This window comes from Dyadobacter sp. CY347, from assembly GCF_021502655.1.
In the GTDB taxonomy this organism is placed as follows: Bacteria; Bacteroidota; Bacteroidia; order Cytophagales; family Spirosomataceae; genus Dyadobacter.
This window is the reverse complement of sequence record NZ_JAKFFT010000011.1, coordinates 39,891-59,381: the sequence shown is the minus strand read 5'-3', so window position 1 is coordinate 59,381 and position 19,491 is coordinate 39,891. Positions and strand designations below refer to the sequence as shown.

At 44.8% G+C, this 19,491-nt stretch carries 18 protein-coding genes and 1 tRNA gene; 11 read left to right on the top strand and 8 right to left on the bottom strand.

Annotated elements, in window-relative coordinates; genetic code table 11:
- The first annotated feature begins 39 nt into the window (after window positions 1–39).
- Window positions 40–1,449: a 23S rRNA (uracil(1939)-C(5))-methyltransferase RlmD gene (gene rlmD / locus L0659_RS24455; protein ID WP_235129223.1), complete on the top strand. Its 1,410-nt coding sequence runs from the start codon at window positions 40–42 to the stop codon at window positions 1,447–1,449.
- A 142-nt stretch (window positions 1,450–1,591) separates the two neighbouring features.
- Here rlmD and dnaB read toward each other — a convergent pair whose 3' ends face one another.
- A complete protein-coding gene (gene dnaB / locus L0659_RS24450; RefSeq protein WP_235129222.1) occupies window positions 1,592–3,205 on the bottom strand; it encodes a replicative DNA helicase in 1,614 nt (537 codons plus the stop codon).
- Between the two features lie 246 nt (window positions 3,206–3,451).
- Here dnaB and L0659_RS24445 point away from each other — a divergent pair, with 246 nt between their 5' ends.
- Genes L0659_RS24445 through L0659_RS24435 form a run of 3 tightly spaced genes read left to right on the top strand, consistent with a single transcriptional unit; the run spans window position 3,452 to window position 7,452 of the window.
- Window positions 3,452–4,399 carry a PhoH family protein gene (locus L0659_RS24445; protein WP_233798401.1) on the top strand — a complete coding sequence of 316 codons (948 nt, stop codon included), beginning with the start codon at window positions 3,452–3,454 and terminating at the stop codon, window positions 4,397–4,399.
- A complete protein-coding gene (locus L0659_RS24440; RefSeq protein WP_235129220.1) occupies window positions 4,380–5,669 on the top strand; it encodes a M43 family zinc metalloprotease in 1,290 nt (429 codons plus the stop codon). The genes L0659_RS24445 and L0659_RS24440 overlap by 20 nt, the downstream gene beginning before the upstream one ends.
- A gap of 1 nt (window position 5,670) precedes the next feature.
- Window positions 5,671–7,452, top strand: a complete 1,782-nt coding sequence (locus tag L0659_RS24435; protein WP_235129219.1) for a ComEC/Rec2 family competence protein — start codon at window positions 5,671–5,673, stop codon at window positions 7,450–7,452.
- Between the two features lie 4 nt (window positions 7,453–7,456).
- Here the strand turns inward: L0659_RS24435 and L0659_RS24430 are convergent, their stop codons facing one another.
- Entirely contained in the window at window positions 7,457–8,539 is a 1,083-nt protein-coding gene (locus L0659_RS24430) for a hypothetical protein (RefSeq protein WP_235129218.1), read from the bottom strand.
- 69 nt (window positions 8,540–8,608) lie between these two features.
- Here L0659_RS24430 and L0659_RS24425 point away from each other — a divergent pair, with 69 nt between their 5' ends.
- On the top strand, window positions 8,609–9,088 hold the full coding sequence (locus L0659_RS24425; RefSeq protein WP_235129217.1) for a dCMP deaminase family protein: 480 nt from the start codon (window positions 8,609–8,611) through the stop codon (window positions 9,086–9,088).
- A 58-nt stretch (window positions 9,089–9,146) separates the two neighbouring features.
- Here the strand turns inward: L0659_RS24425 and L0659_RS24420 are convergent, their stop codons facing one another.
- Window positions 9,147–9,662 (bottom strand): peptidylprolyl isomerase, encoded by a 516-nt coding sequence (locus L0659_RS24420; protein WP_235129216.1) that lies wholly within the window; start codon window positions 9,660–9,662, stop codon window positions 9,147–9,149.
- 97 nt (window positions 9,663–9,759) lie between these two features.
- Here L0659_RS24420 and L0659_RS24415 point away from each other — a divergent pair, with 97 nt between their 5' ends.
- Genes L0659_RS24415 through L0659_RS24405 form a run of 3 tightly spaced genes read left to right on the top strand, consistent with a single transcriptional unit; the run spans window position 9,760 to window position 12,369 of the window.
- Window positions 9,760–10,356, top strand: a complete 597-nt coding sequence (locus L0659_RS24415; protein ID WP_235129215.1) for an ACP phosphodiesterase — start codon at window positions 9,760–9,762, stop codon at window positions 10,354–10,356.
- Window positions 10,357–10,380: 24 nt separating this feature from the next.
- A complete protein-coding gene (holA, locus tag L0659_RS24410; protein ID WP_235129214.1) occupies window positions 10,381–11,400 on the top strand; it encodes a DNA polymerase III subunit delta in 1,020 nt (339 codons plus the stop codon).
- Between the two features lie 57 nt (window positions 11,401–11,457).
- On the top strand, window positions 11,458–12,369 hold the full coding sequence (locus tag L0659_RS24405) for a DNA-3-methyladenine glycosylase (protein WP_235129212.1): 912 nt from the start codon (window positions 11,458–11,460) through the stop codon (window positions 12,367–12,369).
- A 72-nt stretch (window positions 12,370–12,441) separates the two neighbouring features.
- Here the strand turns inward: L0659_RS24405 and L0659_RS24400 are convergent, their stop codons facing one another.
- The 5 genes from L0659_RS24400 to L0659_RS24380 all read right to left on the bottom strand — a co-directional run bounded on the left by L0659_RS24400 (window position 12,442) and on the right by L0659_RS24380 (window position 16,970).
- On the bottom strand, window positions 12,442–13,632 hold the full coding sequence (locus L0659_RS24400; RefSeq protein ID WP_235129211.1) for an ankyrin repeat domain-containing protein: 1,191 nt from the start codon (window positions 13,630–13,632) through the stop codon (window positions 12,442–12,444).
- 265 nt (window positions 13,633–13,897) lie between these two features.
- Window positions 13,898–14,173 carry an Ada metal-binding domain-containing protein gene (locus L0659_RS24395; RefSeq protein WP_235129210.1) on the bottom strand — a complete coding sequence of 92 codons (276 nt, stop codon included), beginning with the start codon at window positions 14,171–14,173 and terminating at the stop codon, window positions 13,898–13,900.
- Window positions 14,174–14,178: 5 nt separating this feature from the next.
- Window positions 14,179–14,880, bottom strand: coding sequence for a 2OG-Fe(II) oxygenase (locus tag L0659_RS24390; RefSeq protein WP_235129209.1), 702 nt, complete (start codon window positions 14,878–14,880; stop codon window positions 14,179–14,181).
- Window positions 14,881–14,985: 105 nt separating this feature from the next.
- Window positions 14,986–16,764, bottom strand: coding sequence for an ABC transporter ATP-binding protein (locus tag L0659_RS24385; protein ID WP_235129208.1), 1,779 nt, complete (start codon window positions 16,762–16,764; stop codon window positions 14,986–14,988).
- Between the two features lie 132 nt (window positions 16,765–16,896).
- Window positions 16,897–16,970, bottom strand: a tRNA-Met gene (locus L0659_RS24380).
- A 202-nt stretch (window positions 16,971–17,172) separates the two neighbouring features.
- Here L0659_RS24380 and L0659_RS24375 point away from each other — a divergent pair.
- The 3 genes from L0659_RS24375 (at window position 17,173) to rpsO (ending at window position 19,443) form a co-directional block, all read left to right on the top strand.
- The gene (locus L0659_RS24375) at window positions 17,173–17,565 is read left to right on the top strand and encodes an START-like domain-containing protein (protein ID WP_235129207.1); all 393 of its coding nucleotides are present in this window, start codon (window positions 17,173–17,175) and stop codon (window positions 17,563–17,565) included.
- Complete coding sequence (locus tag L0659_RS24370; protein WP_235129206.1) at window positions 17,565–19,064, top strand: LptF/LptG family permease; 1,500 nt, start codon at window positions 17,565–17,567, stop codon at window positions 19,062–19,064. Before L0659_RS24375 ends, L0659_RS24370 begins: the two co-directional genes overlap by 1 nt.
- Window positions 19,065–19,167: 103 nt before the next feature.
- Entirely contained in the window at window positions 19,168–19,443 is a 276-nt protein-coding gene (rpsO, locus tag L0659_RS24365; protein ID WP_234613511.1) for a 30S ribosomal protein S15, read from the top strand.
- Window positions 19,444–19,491: the final 48 nt, after the last annotated feature.

Below are 19,491 nucleotides of genomic sequence, written 5' to 3'. Positions count from 1 at the left end.
ATCCGATAGGATTTGGAATTAGAAATTTAAAAAAGAAATATGGTTAAGAATATCAAGTATGAATACGTTGAAATTACCGATTTTGCGGCAGAAGGCAAATGTATATTTAAATCAGAAGACGGCGTAATTTTTGTAGAAGGAAATGTGGCTCCCGGTGACATAGTTGATTTGCAAGTTGTTAAAACCAAGAAAAAATTAAAGGAGGCGATCGTTACGAAGATCCATTCCAAGTCGCCTCTCAGGACAGACCCATATTGCCTGCATAACGTTGTATGCGGGGGCTGCAAATGGCAACATATTGCTTACGAGCATCAGCTTAAATTCAAAAGACAGCAGGTTGTTGATCATTTTCAGCGGATCGGGCACATTAAGGATGTGCGCATTAACGAGATTATCGCAGCGCCAAAAACGGAATATTACAGGAACAAGCTTGAATTTACTTTCTCAAACTGGCGCTGGCTTACCCAAGACCAGATGGATTCCGGTGCAACATTTACGAAGCACGCGCTCGGTTTCCACGTTCCCAAGCGTTTTGACAAAATTTTTACCGTAGACCATTGCCATCTCCAACCGGATCCTTCAAACACGATCCGCAATTCCCTGCATCATTTCGGCGAGTTGCACAACATTCCTTATTACGACGTCCGCTTCAATAGGGGAACGCTCAGGAACCTGGTTGTGCGAACGGCCAATTCGGGCGATGTGATGGTGATCGTGCAATTTGGCGAGCAGAATGATGAAGCCATTGAGCAGGTGATGCAGTATTTGCACAAAACGCACAGCGAAATCACTTCGCTGAATTACATTGTGAATTTGAAGGGAAACGATTCTTATCAGGACCAGGAAGTGATCCATTATGCAGGGGAAACGACGATTCGGGAGACGATGGAAGATCTGACTTTCCTTGTTGGCCCAAAATCCTTTTACCAGACTAATTCCGAGCAGGCTTACCAGCTTTTCAGCGTAGCAAGGGAATTTGCTGGTCTGACAGGCAACGAATCGGTTTATGACCTTTACACAGGAACCGGAACCATTGCCAATTTTGTAGCGCGCCGGGCCAAAAAAGTGGTTGGTGTAGAATATGTAGACGCCGCTGTGCAGGACGCGAGGAAAAACTCTGAACTCAACGGCATTACGAATACATCTTTTTTCGCAGGAGATATGCGCGGCATTATGAATGAAAGTTTCCTGCAAGAGCACGGAAGGCCGGACGTCATCATTACCGATCCGCCACGCGCCGGAATGGATCAGCCCGTCGTAGAAACGATCCTGAAAGCAGCACCCGACCGCATTGTGTATGTAAGCTGCAACACAGCTACGCAAGCACGCGACCTTGCTTTGATGACAGGTGATTATGAAGTGACAAAGGTGCAGCCGGTAGATATGTTCCCGAACACGCACCATGTGGAGAATGTGGCGTTGCTGGTGCGGCGCGTTCCTGTGGTCTGACTTCGGCTCCGCTCAGTCTGACAGTAGCGTACTGCTATTGTCAAACTGAGCGAAGCCGAAGTCCCTGTCAGCCTGAGCGGAGCCGAAGTCCTTGTCAGATGAGCGGAGCCGAAGTCCTTGTCAGACTGAGCGGAGCCGAAGGTCAGAACGGCGGCTCGCTATCGGGGCCTTTGTAATCAAAATTACTCAGGTCATTTGCCCTGCTTCTCAGCGTTCCGCCTGCGGGAGCGGGCTTGCTCTGGCTTTCGAATGATGCGATCGGATTTGTGGTTGGGATCGGGCGGTCTACGGAGAATGGTGCTGGTGTGAATTGCGAGTCTAGGTCGGTGAATTTGGTGTATTTTCCAATAAACCTTAACTGAACTGTATCCAATGATCCTGCCCGGTTTTTGGCAACGATGACTTCACCGATTCCTGCAACAGAATTTCCCGATTCATCTTCTGTAATACCGTAGTATTCAGGACGATATAGGAAGAGAACCATATCAGCATCCTGCTCGATCGATCCTGATTCCCTTAAATCTGAAAGTTGCGGTCTTTTTTCACCGCCACGCGTTTCAACGGCCCGGCTCAGCTGCGATAGTGCGATAACCGGCACATCAAGCTCTTTTGCAAGGTTTTTAAGCGAACGCGAGATCATGGCAATTTCCTGTTCCCGGTTTCCTGCCCCTTTACCACCCGTATCCCCGGTCATTAACTGAAGATAGTCAATCACGATCATTTGAATGTCGTGCTGGGCTTTCAGACGGCGGCATTTTGCACGCAGTTCGAGAATGGATAGGGCAGGGGTGTCGTCAATGTAAATGGGCGCATTGGTAAGCCGATGGATGCGGTGGTGCAATTGCTCCCATTCGTGCGGCGCGAGACTTCCCTTCCGGATCTTTTCACTATCAATCTCAGCCTCAGCAGAAATCAAACGATTAACCAGCTGAACCGAGGACATCTCGAGCGAAAAGATCGCAACAGGCATATTAAAGTCCACGGCGGCGTTACGGAGCGAAGAAACGACAAATGCCGTTTTTCCCATACCCGGACGAGCCGCGAGGATCATTAGTTCCGTTTTCTGCCAGCCGGACGTCAGTCTGTCCAGCGCGCTGAAGCCGGATGGAACACCGGTAAGGCCGTCCTTATTATTCTTTTTCTGATCGAGTTCTGCCAGTGCCTGACGCATCAGCGCACCCATATCAGCATAATTTTTCTTAATGTTGGATTCAGAGATCTGAAACAGGCTTTGTTCGGTTTTGTCCAAAAGCCTGAAAACGTCCGTAGTATCTTCAAAAGCTTCGCGCTGGATTTCCGACGCGACTTTGATCAGCTCGCGTTTGATAAAAGCCTGTGAGATAATGCGTGCGTGGAATTCAATGTTGGCGGCGGAGTTGACCTTTGAAGTCAGCTCCATAATGTACTGCGCCCCGCCGATCAGTTCGAGCTCTCCCGTACTGCGTAGTTTGGAAGTGACCGTAAGCATATCAATCGGCTCCGAATCAGCAAAAAGCGTGATGATCGCGGTGTAGATCCGGACGTGCGCTTCTTTATAAAAACTGTCCGGCCGGAGAATGTCGGCAACGGCTGTAAGCGCATCCTTTTCAATCATCAATGCACCCAAAACGGCCTCTTCCAGGTCTACCGCCTGAGGAGGTAACTTGCTGAATGTTTGATCATTAGCAGGTGTTCTTGCGCCTATGGGCTTGCGCCCCTGATTGCTTTGTTTTGAGCCTGATTTCGAGAAATTGCCGGATGCCTTGTCGTTTTCCATGTTACTACAAAGTTAAGGAAAGCATGACCGGTACGAAAGCAGGAAAGGGTAAGTTCGGGCAAATATTTTTTTTCAGGAAACGATCATTTTTGTCCGGCTCTGATAATGAAAGAGTTGGTCAAAATATGTTCATTTTTCGTTTCTAAATATCAAATCTTAATTGTATTTCTCATCTTTTGTATTACAATTGTTCGTTATTATTACTAAATTTTAGAACAAATAGCGAAACACTAAACTTTAATTCATTTGCTGGAAAAAATCATCACGCTCGAGGACGTTTCAATGGTTGATTTTTTGGGTATTCACAATGCGAATATCAAGGAAGTTGCAGCCGCTTTCCCTGGAAGCAAAATTATTTCACGCGGAAACGAGATCCGCATTCAGGGCACTGCTCCTGAGATTATCCGTATCACCGATGTAATGGATTCATTAATAGCCCATTATCAAAAATACGGCAAGGTTACCAATGACAATGTTAAAGGTTATTTAAATGGCGTCGTAAAATCGCCGGTTGCGAGTGCGGAAGATGATGCGGATGTGATCATTTACGGCAATAAGGGGCTGGTTGTAAAGGCCAAAACGCCAAACCAGAAGTTGCTGGTGGAGCAGGCAGAGAAGTTCGACCTCGTGTTTGCAGTAGGGCCGGCCGGAACCGGGAAAACGTACACCGCCGTGGCCATTGCCGTGCGGGCATTGAAGAACAAGGAAGTCAGAAAGATTATTATAACACGCCCCGCGGTTGAGGCAGGCGAAAACCTGGGTTTTTTGCCGGGTGATTTAAAAGAAAAAATTGACCCATATCTCCGCCCGATCTACGACGCGCTGGACGATATGATTGCGCCGGAAAAACTCAAACTGTATCTGGAAAGCCGCACGATTGAAATCGCACCGCTGGCTTATATGCGCGGACGGACATTGAACAATGCATTCATTTTGCTGGACGAGGCGCAGAATACCACGCCCATGCAGATGAAAATGTTCCTGACCCGGATGGGCCCGAGTTCCAAGGCGATCATTACCGGCGATAAATCCCAGATTGATTTACCTAAAAATTTAAAATCAGGGTTAATCGATTCATTAGCAGTCCTGAAAGGGATCAAAGGGATCAGTTTTGTTGAGCTGGATGGTTCCGATGTGGTGAGACACCGTTTGGTAAAAGATATCCTGGCAGCTTATGATAAAGCCGAGCAGTAAATTTCTGCTGACCATTTTACTGTTGATTATCTCCAAAGCGTTCGTGCTGGCGCAGGACAGCGATGCGTTGCTGAAACGCTGCGCCAGCACTGAACTGGACGCTTTGACCATCTCCAAATTTCCGGCTTTGCAAAACTTGCGGATCAAGTCGGAGGAAGCTATTCAGAAAAGGATTAAGGCCAATCGGGCTTCATTACGGACCCATGCTGATGAAGTCGTAACAATTCCGGTTGTGGTGCATGTGGTTCATAGTGAAGAGGATATGACCATTGGCGGGCAGAGCAATGAGAACATTACAGATGCCCAGATCCAAAGCCAGATTGACGTTTTGAACGAGGATTATGGCAATACATCTGGTTATAAAGGTTACTATACAGATTCCCTGGGCGTCGATACGCGCATCCGTTTTAAGCTGGTGACCGTTTTGCGGACCTATAATGAAAAAAGCCAGTTTAGCCCGATTACCGAAGCGGACGACCTGGCCGAAATTTCGGCTGCCTGGGCAACCAGCCGTTATCTTAATATCTGGGTTTGCAGGCTTGCTGACCGTTATTTGGGGACTTCTCAATTTCCCGTCGTTACCGAGGTAAATGATCTTACTACGGGGCTTGCCACTTCCGAAGATGAGGCATTGAAAGCATTAACCGATGGGGTCATTATCGACTTCCGTTATTTTGGAAGGAATTCACCTGCTATTACCAGCTCTATTTACAATCTGGGCCGCACTACAACGCATGAAGTAGGACATTGGCTCGGGCTCATCCACATTTGGGGTGACCGGAATTGCGGGACTGACCATTGCGAGGACACACCAACAGCCTTTACCAAAAACGAAACAACAGATATTTCCTGCACGCCTGTGTTTTCTGAATGTCGTGGTGTTACGACCAGGAATATGATTGAAAATTACATGGATTACTCCCCCGACGGGTGTATGAGTGTATTCACCAACGACCAGAAAGAGCGCATGCACGCCGTGCTCGAACTCAGCCCGCGACGGGCCAAATTGGTTGAATATTCAAAAATTACAGGGGACGATATGTTAGTGGAATTGTATCCCAATCCGGTGAGTGAGACATTAACAGCCAATATTTTTACACCCAATTTTCAACTTTTCTCGGTTGAAATTTTCAATCAGCGGGGCCAGCTGGTCACATCAGGCGCTACTGACCTTAATTATCTCGACGTTCAAAAATTCCCAAGCGGACTCTATTATTACCGGGTTTCATCCGGTGGAAAAACGGTAACCAAACGTTTTGTAGTCCGCTAGTATGCTGCCACGTTCGCCATTTGTCGGGATTGTGTTGTCATACATGACCGGTATTTTGTTGAGCGAAATTATTCCTGCTTTTAATTGGACAGCAGCATTGCTTATATCGCTGGCTGGGTTCCTCGTTATCCTCTGCTTTGTTTTTTATTTTAAAAACCTGAAAACAGCATTTGGGATCACATTCCCGCTGTTTATGGTTGTGGTAGGCGCATACACCATGCAAACTTTCGAGCAAAGTAACGACGCGAACATTGCAACATTAACGGTCACGAAATATTCCGCATATGAAGCGGAGATCAGGAGTTTACCAGAGAAACGCACGAAAACACTTCGCTATGAAGCGCATATTTCGCGGATTAAAACGGATAGAGGTTGGGTGAAGGTTAATTTAAAAGCATTGATCAACATTGCCCAGGATGTGTCGAGCATTCCGGAGCCTGGAAATACGCTCATTGTTCATGGCACGTTGGAACGCCCGATGGAAGCCGGCAATCCAATGCAGTTTGATTACCGGCAATATTTGCGAAACAAAGGAATTGTATGGACGGATTATCTGACGGAGCATTCGTTTCAGATCGCTTCTCATGCAAACCATTCCTTTGTCCTCAGCCAATGGAGCAACGGGATTTCAAAGTGGGCGGCAGCAGTGTTCAGGAAAAATGTGGAGGACGACGAAGCTTATGGACTCATAAAAGCCATGTTGCTGGGCAGAAGAGATGATCTGCAATCCGACCAGATCAGTGATTACACCACGTCCGGAACTGTTCACATTCTTTCTGTTTCAGGAATGCATGTAGCGATTATCTTCCTGGTGATCAGCTATGCATTTGGCTGGATGAAGCGCTGGCGCATTGGCAAGATTGCTTATTTATCACTGATTATCGGGTTACTTGGCTTTTATGCAATGGTAACAGGCTTGCCGCCGTCGGTTCAGCGGGCGACGCTGATGTGCATTGTTTTTGTGATCGCGGAGGTTTTTGGCCGGAAACAGAATGCTATGAATACGCTGGCATTTTCCGCTTTACTGATTTTGATGTTAGACCCGGCTGCGCTTTATGATGTCGGATTTCAACTGTCCTATCTGGCGATGAGCGGGATATTTCTCCTGTATGAGCCTCTGAACAGCATTTTTAACCCTGAGAATAAGGTTTTGAAGTTTGTCTGGCAGATCACAGCATTGTCGTTTGCAGCGCAGCTGGCTACTTTCCCGCTGAGTTTATTTTATTTTCATCAATTTCCGAGTTATTTCTGGCTGGTCAATCCATTTGTGATTGGCTTTACCAATGTCCTGCTGCCGGCTGCATTAGTGCTTTTGCTGGTCGCACCATTGCATATATTTTGGTTGCAAGTGATTGTTAATAAGGTGGTTTGGCTTTCGGCTTATATGACAAACATTGCGGTTTCTGTACCCAAGTCCTTACCCGGATATTTATTGGAAGACCTTAATCTGGATAAACTGGAAGTGGTTTTACTATATGCAATGCTGTTCGCGATCTGGTATGCCTATCATTCAAGAGCCTTCCAATATGTGAAATGTTCCTATTTGCTGGCAATCATTTTCTCAACCTATTCAGTTTCCCAAAGCATCAAGATCCGCCTCTCAGATCAAATGGTTGTGCATCATGTGCCCAAGCATGAGGTTGTAAGTTTTAAGCAGGGAAAATCGCTTTATATCGTCAGTGATAAGGCTTTTGAGAAAGATTTGGACGCTTATGATTTTTATATCAAAAACTACGCGACGAGTCAGGAAGTGGCAGAAACTATGTTTGTCACCGCGCCATAACGGGTTATTGAACAGCATAAACTGCCGAAATCTCGCCTGCAATTTTGCGGTCCCAGGCCGCCTGGGCACCTGCATTCAGGCCATGGCCGGTTTCGCCGTCATAGCGTTCCTGATCCGTGTTCATTTCACGGAATGCTTCCAGGAACTGATATTGTATCTCGCTGTCGTAGTCATCAATGGTCAGCTCTGCTTTAAGAAGCCGGGCTTTAAATTTTTCGACAACCAGCCTTGTAATGTCGAAATGAATTTGTTCGTGGCGCAACGTGCTTGCGTTTCTGGACTCAGGCCGACCCCATGACATGCTCTTCACCATAAAAGTTTTCAGGCCGATTTCGACAACAAGGTCATCGTCTTTCGGATAGGAGCGGCCTTCGTAGCCAAAACTTGTAAACACAGCAGCCGCGTATCTGCTGCCAGGCTTGGCACTGCGCACCTTGAAATCATCCCATATCAGCGGCCTTTTAGGCGAATAAAATACCGTATCCGAATTACTGTTACTAATTTCTTTAAAGACCAACTGAATGTTCCGCGCCAGCGCCGGGTTTTTCCCAGCATTCAGCGTCATCCACTTTTGAAAGTGTGCGATGGATTGGTCGAGCAATTGCTTAACCAACTTTTCGTACATATAGTCTCTTTCCGGCCGGGTGTAGTTTGCTGCTGTCTGATAATTTGTTAACTCCACCGGCTGCATATTTCGATACCAACGAAATTTCACCGAAAGCTTCACTTCGCCGGTGACCTTGTTAGGTCCCACACGCTTTTCGTTCAATGAAAGTTCTTTAATACTGATGTAAAGCGGCAGGTAAGTTTGCTGATTTTTGGGTGCGGCAAATGACCAGTAATTGAAGAGTTCCTTGTCCACCTTACCCGGCAGCACGACCGGCGCTTCTTTGCCCAGAACAATCACTTTTCCCAATCCAGACCCAGGCATAATGCGCTGATCTTCAACTTCCTGAATAAAAAATTTATAACTTTTAACTAATGATGCCTGATCCTGTGCAAGTTTCAGCACGACTTTCTCCTCCTGCGGAAAGGCGGGCAGGAATGTCAAAACCAGTAAAAGGGTTAGCAAAAAACTTCTGATCATACTTCAAAATCTTGTGTTGAATCCCGTTTTCAATTCTATAAGTTTGTATAAAAATTATTGAAGAAACGAATGACATTATCTACAACGAATTTGCGCCCGAAATTTGATGATATCTACATGGAATTAGCAAAAAATCTGGCGCTGCGTTCACATTGCATCAAAGCACAGGTTGGTGCGGTATTAACAAAAGACACGCGTATTATTTCAATCGGTTACAATGGTCCTCCCGCAGGCACGCATAATTGTGATGAGGAATTTCCGGAAGTTGGATGTCCGAGAGACGCGAAGGGGAGTTGTTCACTCGCTTTGCACGCGGAGCAAAACGCTATATTGTTTGCTGTAAAAAACGGCTCGAATATCGAAGGGTCAACGCTTTTCGTAACATTAGCGCCATGCATTGCCTGCGCCAGGGTGATCTATACAATGAAAATCAAAAAAGTAATTTTCCTGCATTCCTACGCGGCTTACAAGGGAATCGCAATTGAAGAAGGAGTGGAGTTTTTGAAGAGGTTCGGCGTGGAGGTAGAGCAGTATGTTGTTAACGATTGAATGAGTGAATGAGTGAATGAGTGAATAAAAAAACATTCAGTCATTCACTCATTCAAAATTAATGATGATGCACGCCACCCGCACCATGCACATGCCCGTGGCTGATTTCTTCTGCTGTGGCTGGGCGGATTGAGATGATTTGTCCTTTGAAATGCATTTCTTTTCCTGCCAGTGGGTGGTTGAAGTTCATCACAACAAGGTCGTCCTTGATCTCAACAACCTGGCCATGCATTCTTTCGCCGTCCTCGTTGGTCATTGGAATGATATTGCCGATCTGCAATAATTCATCCTGGTTAACGTCTTCCATCTGGAACACTGCTTTTGGCAGCTCAACAATGGCTTCCTCATCAAACTCGCCGTAACCTTCTTCCGGGGCAACGGTAAATTCAAATATATCACCTGCAACGAGTCCTTCGATCTGGTTTTCGAAACCCTCGGGAAGGCCGCTGATGCCTTGTATGAAGTACATTGGATCTTCTTCCGTAACCACTTCAACGACATCTGTTTCGCCGTCTGTGTCAGGAATTCTAAGGCTGTATGTTAACGCTATTACGTTATTTTTTTCGACTTTCATTTGCTAGTTTGATTAAAATAATGGTTGTTGTAAAAAATTGTTCCAAGTAGAGCAGGGAAAAACAAACGTACGGCAAATTTGCCAAAATGTCATTTAGATGAATTTTTTAGCACACATTTTGCTATCGGGAGACAAGGAGGGCGTGATGATGGGCAATTATGTGGGCGATTTCATTAAGGGCCGTTTGACGGATGAAAAGACGGCCGAATGGGACCCTGACTTTGTCACCGGATTGAAGCTGCACAGGCATATCGATTTTTTCACAGACCAGCATGAGATTGTACGCGAAGCCACGCATAAGGCAGCATTGTCGCAGGGAAAGCTGGCTGGCATTGTGATGGATATTTATTTTGATTACTTCCTTGCGCAGCATTTTGATCGGTATCACGAAGAGCCGCTTTTTACATACACCCGGAACATATATGCCCTGATCAGGAAGAATGAGCACTTTATTCCCGAGCACATGACGCGCATGGTGCAGGCCATGGTCCGCGAGGACTGGCTAACGAGCTATGCAACGCTGGAAGGCGTAGAACTGACTTTTCACCGGATGTCGCGGCGGGCAACATATCTGGAGCCGCTTCGGAACGCCATGCAGGAGCTGCGTGTGAACGAGGAATTTTACAGGGATAAATTTTTACGCTTTTTCCCGGAACTTCAAAAACAGTCAGCGGACTTTATATTAACACATTAACATTATTGCTTACAGGCACAACCAATGGCCCAAACACCGGATATTGTCCTCAAAGAAATCAGAAGTAAAAAGTTCAGGCCGATATATTTTCTGCACGGCGATGAGCCTTATCATATCGATTCTATTGCCGAGGAATTGGAAAAACGCGTTGTTCCTGAATCTGAAAAAGGTTTTAACCAATTCGTTCTGTATGGAAAGGATACGGATGTGGCCGGAGTGCTAAGCTATGCGCGGCGCTTTCCTTTTATGGCTGAAAGGCAATTGATCCTGGTGAAGGATGCCAACAAGCTCGGCGGCATTGAGCAGAAGGAACAGCAGGCTAGGCTGGAAGATTATGCATTGAACCCGCTGAACAGCACGGTGCTGGTTTTTTGCTTTCATGCCAATGCGGACGAGCGCAAGACTTTTATCAAATCCATGAATACGAATGGGGTTGTGGTACAATCTAAGAAGATGTATGACAACAAGTTACCGGAATGGGTCGCTTCTTTTTGTCAGCACGAAGGCGTGAAAATAAGCCCGAAGGCTGTGCAGATGCTGGTTGATAACATTGGAAATGATCTGAAACGATTGTCCAACGAAATCCGGAAAATACTGGTTAACCTCCGTGTGGATGAGGGCATAGATGCAGCGGCTATTGAACGGTTTGTCGGCATCAGTAAGGAATATAATGTGTTTGAATTCCAAAAGGCATTGATGACGCGCGATGTCATGAAGGCCAACCAGATTGCCACTTATTTTTCCCAAAATTCAAAAGATAATCCACTGGCACCCATCCTGATCATTCTTTTTGGGTTTTATACAAAAGTGCTCCTTGCGCACTCCAGCAAGGATAAAACGGAAAAAGGACTTGCTACCGAACTTGGTGTGAACCCTTATTTTGTAAAAGATTATCTGCTGGCCATCCGCAATTACCCGCTTCCCAAAGTGGCCAACATTATCCATTATCTGCGAGAATGCGACGCCCGTCTGAAAGGCCTCGACGGCGTGAGTATTCCCGAAGGAGAGTTGCTTAAAGAATTGGTTTTCAAAATTGTACATTAACATTCATGCGGCAAGAAATGGGTTTTGGCTTGTTTTTAGCTCTGGTATATTTGGTAAATGAATAATGAGCATCAGGTTTTAATTCCCGTTCCGGCGCTTTTTAGTTTTGAAGAATGTCTGTGGTTTCTCAACAGGAACTATGACGACTGCCTGCATATCATTAAAGGTGATACCATTTTCAAGGCATTGGAAGTGGGAGACGAAATGCTGCTGGTTGCCATTAAGGAGCATGCAGGTTTTTTGGAACTGGATATTCTGAAAGGCGAACCAACCCAGGAAAATAAAGCCTATCTCGTTGATTATGTGCGCGAATGGTTTGATATGGACACCAACATTCAGCCATTTTATGATTTGCTCAAAGCCGACGGACGCATTGCATACATGGCAGAAAGTTATAAAGGCTTGCGGATGATTGGCATTTCAAATCTCTTTGAAGCCATTTGCTGGTGCATTATCGGTCAGCAGATCAATTTGTCCTTTGCCTATAAAGTGAAGCGCAGGCTTGTGGAACATTATGGTAAGCGCATCGATCATGAAAATGAGTCTTACTACGTCTTTCCCGAGCCCGAAGTGCTGGCAGCGGCCGATCCCGATCTTTTGAAGGAAATGCAGTTTTCAAAACAAAAATCAGATTATGTGATTGGCATTGCAAGAGCATTTGCGAATGGAAGCATTGATAAGGAAGCAATCCGTGCTCTGCCCAGCTTCGAAGCACGCAAGAAAGCATTAACCGATCACAAGGGAATCGGTGTCTGGACGGCTAATTATGTATTAATGAAATCCTTGCAGGAGCCGGGCGGCATTCCGCATGGGGATATTGGTTTACTAAATGCGCTTTCCAATCACAACATTATCCAGGACAGAAGCGAAACGGGCAAGATCGAAGCGCTATTTCAGCAGTTTGCAGGCTGGGAGAGTTACCTGGTTTTTTATCTCTGGCGAAGTCTTACGGTTAAGGTTTTGGAGTAATAACTTGGGTAAAAACAATGTGCGTTCCTTAATGATAAGTACATCAATATTTGTTCAGAGCTAAAAATCAGGTTAAATCGCCTGAATTTCGACAATAAAATTCAAAGTGGTGTTTTCGCGAATCACAGTCATTGTGATTGTATCCAAAGGTCGCTTCGCAGTAATAACGTTTATCAAGCTGGGCATTGAATCTATTGGTTGAAAATCCACTTCAATGATAATGTCATTTATTCTGATTCCCGATGAATAGGCGCTGCCAGAGGCCGTCGTATCTAAAACTTCCACTAGAATGCCCGCGGTCTTACTAGGTGAACCATTTAGGCCAATAAAAGGCCGCACAACTGCGCCTTTGGATATTATAGCTTCCCCAGTTTCCCTGTTGCGTCGATTGAAAGCGAGCCTCGCAGCTGTCCATCCATTTTTGTCCCGATAGTGAACATCTGCGCCATGATCAAGTAGAAATTGTGTTATAGCATAATTTTTATGACGGATGCCTTCCATTAAAATGGTGGTATCCGCATTTAAGCCTACTTTTTCATCCAGAAAAGCTCCCTTGCTTACGAGAAATTTTGCCATTGCGAGAGACCCGTTTTGGGCACATAAGGCCAGCGGAGTGTACAGGTTCTTGTTTTTTGCATTTATTTCAACTCCGGCACTTATTAAGATTCCACTGATTAAAATATCTTTTTTGGATGTTTCCTTTTGAGCTGCAATAAAGTGAAGTAAGTTACCGCCCTGTAAATAAGTATCTTCGGAAAACTTGGCGTCTGCCAACGCGCCATTTTTGATCAAAAGGTGAACAAGTTGGGGATCTCTCATAAATACGGCTAGTCGCAGGGGTGTTTGCTCTTCAGTTACGACATGATTATGAATCCGAATTTGCTTTTCTTTTAAAAAATTCACATCCTTCACTTTATGCAACGAACTGTATGCTAAATGCTTCCATTGTGAAGCAGCGGCACTTTCGGGCGTATCATATTGTTCAAAGGCTGCCCTGTCAATCAATTCAAAAAACAATTCTGGTGAAAGGATTTCTAAATTTAGTTGCGAGAGAAGTATCTGCATTTTCTCAGCTGAACCACTTCGAATACAAAGTCGCAGAATGCCATCTGGACTCTTGATTTCATTAACGATTCCAGCCTGAATGAATAAATCAAATATAGGATCTTTGAAGCGTTGTGTTATAGATCGTCTGAATTCGTTCATGGTAAAGTTGACGCCACTATCCGACAGTTGTTCCAATGCTGTTTCTTGAAGTAACATGATAGTTGTTCCGTATAAACATTATTTTCAATGCCGCTTGACTCAATAGGATGGAGGGGCAGCATTTCAAAATTAGTAAACTGAGCTTTCATGAAAAACCCATTAATTAACTACTTTCTGCCATTGGATAAATTGGCTACGACGAAGAGTTCTATTTAAAATAAGTCACATATGAATTGCAATTTCTAACCTACGCATTTGTACTGATTTACGCCGCCGTTGGATTACAGTCAGCTAGTGAGACCCTCGGCCGATCTTTCAATAGCTAGGTATCTTTATTTATTTGAGACAATTTCCATTTCAAATAGGCTTCCCGCATACAATGCCCGCACGGCCGGAAACTCTGCGCTGATGCTTCTCTTTCTGAGCTGAAGAATACGCGATTCTTCATTTTCATACGCCTTCCCGAAGCGCATTGCAATGTTCCGTATATTTTCAGCTTAGCATTTCCACCATAGCGAATTACATGATCATCGATCAGCTTTTTCAACCTTCTGCTCGTTTGAAACGACGGAGGTCCGAGGTCCGAGTGCCTGATCATGGCTTTCAGCTTAATGCGTCGTGAAAAATGATTCCCAGCGTGAAGCGGTTGCCGGAAGTTACTTCGGAAACGCCATGCTTCATATTGACGCGATAATAACCTTTGGTTCCCTTCACGGGTTTGAAATTGGTTGTGAAGACCAGTATGTCTCCTTTCTTGGGTTTCAAAACGATGGCTTTCGACTGAGCGCGCGGCGTTTGTTGGGTCAACACAAATTCTCCTCCTGTATAATCCTTTTCAGGGTCGCTAAGGAAAATAACCAGTTGAATAGGAAAGAACAGGTCTCCGTACAAGTCCTGATGCAACGTATTATGCCCGCCTTCGCCGTATTTCAGGATAAGCACGGTAGGCTTTGTTTGCTGCTGTTCGTGACACTTCGCCTTAAAGTCCTGGAAATCAGCAGGGTAATGTTGGTCTATATTGAGGACTTGCATCCATTTATTAGCGACCGGGGCGAGTTTTGGGTAAAAGCTTTGTCGTAAATGCTGGATCAGGTCTGGCAGGGGATATTGAAAATATTTATATTCTCCTAACCCAAACCGGTAACGCTCCATCACGATCGTCTTCCGGTAATGTGCTGGTTCATTGTAAGATGCAACCAGTTCATCACATTCCGAAGGCGAAAGGACCTGTTCTATTAATCCGTATCCTTTCCTGTGCAGATCGTCCGTAATGTAACGCCAATCCAATGTTTCAATGTTTTTCATTCGTCTTATTTATGTTTGATCCAATCTAATATTGACAGGACAAAAATAGGCGCCGAAGGACCGCTGAAAAACCTGAATCTTGCTAGCTTATAGTTATTGTATACATTAAGAAGAAAGAACTGTCTCATCCTTGCGCTCGCCGATCTGCTGGCGCCACATGGCATAATACAAACCTTTTTCATCAAGCAAAGCATGATGGCTGCCTGTTTCAACAACATGGCCCTTTTCCAGAACATAAATGCGGTCCGCATGCATAATGGTGGACAACCTGTGCGCGATCATGACGGTAATGTGCTGCCGCTGGTCAGTAATGTTGCGGATTGTATTGGAAATTTCTTCCTCAGTCAACGAATCCAATGCGGAAGTGGCTTCATCAAAAATGATCAGATGCGGCACGCGAAGCAGCGCACGGGCAATGGATAAACGCTGACGTTCACCACCCGAAAGTTTCAGTCCTCCTTCGCCGATGACCGTATCAATTCCGCTTTCAGCTCTCGACAATAAATTGTAGCAAGCGGCTTTCAGCAACACGTCGTTGATCATTTCATCCGTCGCATCCGGATTTACGAAGAGCAGGTTTTCCTTAATTGTGCCCGAGAAAAGCTGGGTATCCTGTGTTACAAAACCTATTTTATTCCTGATCTCATCAAAATCAATGTTGTTACCATCAATGCCATTGTAATAAACGGCTCCTGAAATCGGATGATAAAGGCCAACGAGCAGCTTAACCAATGTCGTTTTTCCCGAACCGGACGGCCCCACGAATGCAATGGTTTCTCCACGTTTTACATCAAAAGAAATGTTCTCCAATGCTGGCCGATTCGCCGATTGGTGCTGGAAAAGAACGTGATCGAATTTCAGTTCTTCAATGTCCGTAATCACCTCCGGATTCGCGGGTTTGTGCTCAACGGGCCTCGCCAGCAATGTTTGCAGGTTGTGCAGCGAGGCTTCGGCCTCACGGTAGGAGAGGATCACATTGCCCAGTTCCTGCAATGGCCCGAAAATAAAGAACGAATAGAACTGCATCATCATCATTTGTCCAACCGTGATCCTGTCCCGGAAGACAAAAAACAGCAGCGCGAACATGATGCATTGTTGCAGGAAGTTTACAAAAGTGCCTTGTATAAAGCTTATGGAGCGAATGCTTTTGACTTTTCTGAGTTCCAGTTTAAGGATTTTAAATGTTGTTGTGTTCAGGCGCATAATTTCCTGATTCGTAAGACCAAGGCTTTTAACCAGCTCAATGTTCCGCAAAGATTCGGTCGTGGACCCAGCCAGCGCTGTGGTCTCCTTGACAATGTTCTTCTGGATCGATTTGATTTTTTTACTTAAAACACTCGTCAGAATGGCGAGTACAACCGACCCTACCAGGTAAATAAGCGGTAGCGATGGACTGAGCTTGAAGGCAACCACAACTACGAAAACGATTCCTACCAAAGTGGCAAAGAGCACATTAACGAAGCTCGTAATGAATTTTTCACAATCTGCTCTCACCTTTTGCAATACAGAAAGCGTCTCACCGCTGCGCTGGTCTTCAAAGTCCTGGAAAGGCAGGCGTAATGCATGGCGTAACCCATCTGTATAAAGGTTTGCACCAAACTTCTGGATCACAACATTAACCACATAATCCTGGAAAGCTTTGGCAATCCGCGAAACCATGGCCACGCCGATGATCATGAGCAGGCCAATGAGGATTCCTTTGAAAAAAGCATCGTCCAGGCCATTGTTGCGGTAATATTCCGCTTTGTTGGCGTACGGGTCGATCAGATAATTACCGAGAATGTAAGGGTTCAGGAGCGAAAAGACCTGGTTGATTGCGGCCAGCACAAGCGCCAGGAAAATGAGGGCTTTGTACCGGCTAAGGTATTGTATTAATAATTTCATGGTGAATGAGAGGCGAACCAGCGTTAGACTATAATGGGAAACCGAAAATCCGGTAATTTAATTCTCGCAGAATGCAGAAAGAATGTAGCAGGGGCAATAAAAAAGACATCCATGGGGATGTCTGATCTTTCGTAGCGGGGAGCAGGATCGAACTGCCGACCTTAGGGTTATGAATCCTACGCTCTAACCATCTGAGCTACCCCGCCGTGTTATTATGGTGCAAAAGTATGTTAAAAAAAATTAAACTCCAACCCGTTTTTTCAATTTTCGAGCTAATTTTCCGTTAGGGTAAAAAGAGCAAAAATTAACTTTGATGACATTTATTGTTGAATTATGCTATATTACAACTTTTAAAATCAGCATATAAGGCGGTACTGTTGTGGTTAACCCTTTTTAATTTTAGTTCATATGGAAAAATATAAATTTGTTACTGAATTTGAATTGCGCTCCTCTCCAAAAGTACTCTTTCCATATATATCAACGCCCTCGGGACTGGAACAATGGTTTGCTGAAAAGGTCACTGTGCTCCCCGACCACCGATTCGATTTCCAGTGGGACGGCGACAGCCACATTGCCAGACAGACCGGTTTGAGGATCAATAAAGCAGTAAGATTTGATTTTGAAAATACAAGTGACGATAATCTGGACAACAATCATGTGGAACTAAAACTTGAAGTTAGCGAGTTAACCCAGACAACATTCCTGCGCGTGACGGACTATTCGTCGAACCGCGATGAGCGCGAGCTGGCTTCGCTCTGGGATGGTTTTATTGATAATTTGAAAGACATAGTAGGCAGTTGATGAAAAAGCTTGATAAGCTTATATTAATGTCCTTTTGGGGACCTTTTGTAATAACAATGTCCGTCGTGGTCTTCGTTTTTCTGATGCGGATCATGATTTTTTATATAGATGATTTTGTCTCCAAAGACCTTGGGATAACGGACTACGCGCAATTATTCTTCTTTTTCAGCCTGATAACAGTCCCTACGGCACTTCCGCTGGCCATGTTGCTCTCATCATTGATGGCATTTGGTAACCTGGGTGAATTCTTTGAATTAACCGCCATAAAAAGTGCAGGAATTTCCGTTGTACGCGCCATGGCGCCGCTGTTTATCGTGGCTGTTTCCGTCAGTATATTTTCGTTCTATTTTAATGACCGTGTCTCTCCGTGGGCTAACTTGAAGGGTTACAGCCTTTTATATGATATTAAGACCACGAAAGCCACGTTAAAGATCAAGGAAGGGATTTTTTATAATGATTTGCCGGGATTCAGCATTAAGGTCGATAAGAAGGAAGAGAACGGCAAGCTGAAGGGAATGGTGATCTATAAACATAGCAACCGTTCCTATGAAGTAGGAAACACGGAAATCATTCTGGCAGACTCGGGCCGGATGTATTCGATCAATGATAACCGTTACCTCGTGATAGAGCTTTATAACGGGACGCGCTATACAGATGAGGTGAGTTCGGGTAGTGCCCGGCCTGCGTATATATCTTCACCGATAGGCGGCAGCAGCGTACCGAATTATTCCAATTTCAGCCGCAACTCGTTTGAACACTTCCGTTTGACGGAGAGCCTGTCGTCGTTCGGGATGAAGCGGACGGATGAAGGGCAATTCAAATATCATGAGTTCATGAAGAACATCAGCGACCTTACTTCAACGGCTGACTCACTTCGTAATTCTTATAACGAAACGCGGAAAAACCTGGTGGCCGGAAGCCAGCAATATTATTCCTACAATTATCGGGAAGGGACGGATAAAACAATAAAAAAAGGCGCCTGGATTGATTCACTGCTGAATAAGCCTGTTTCGGACAGTTTGAAGAAGGAAATTTTAATGAATACCAAAAGCGCAGCGAACAGTATGCTGAGCTATACCAAATCCCAGAAAGATTATTTGCAGACAAAGCTCAAAGACGCAACGAAGTATGAATTGGAAAAACACCATAAATACACCAATGCATTATCCTGCCTGATCATGTTCCTGATCGGTGCGCCGCTGGGGGCGATCATTAAAAAAGGAGGGTTTGGAGTGCCGGTCCTGGTGTCAATTATCTTCTTTATCCTGCTTTATGTATTGACTAATCAGGGTGACAAATGGGTGAAAGAAGGCATGCTCGCTGTGCCCGTAGGAGCCTGGATGGCGAATACAGTGCTGCTTTTAACCGGCTTATATTTCATCGACCGCGCCCGAAGCGACTCCCGGTTGTTTGAAAAAGATGTCTATATGATGTTTGTGAAAAGAATAAAAGAAAGATGGGCAAGTAGATTTGGAAAAAGAACGCTTATTCAATCATAGTAAAATTATATTTTTTAATTCAGCTCAAAAAGCGTAATTTTGCGTCCTTATTTACGGCAAGGTGCGGTAAAAAGTCAAAAATAATTAATCTGTTGTTACAATTATGTATTTAACCGCGGAAAAGAAGGCTGAGATCTTCGAATCAAAAGGTTTTAAGAAAGAAGGCGGAGACACTGGATCTGCTGAATCACAAATTGCTTTATTTACGTACCGTATCAATTATTTGAACGAGCACTTAAAAACGCACAAAAAAGATAACGATACAAGACTTGGTCTACTTAAAATGGTAGGTAAGCGCCGTAGATTGTTGGATTATCTGTTCAAAAAGGACATTAACCGCTATCGTGCGATTATTGCCGAACTGAACATACGTAAGTAATTTAGAATCAGGGAACTTCATCTACATGAAAGTTCCCTGATTTTTTGC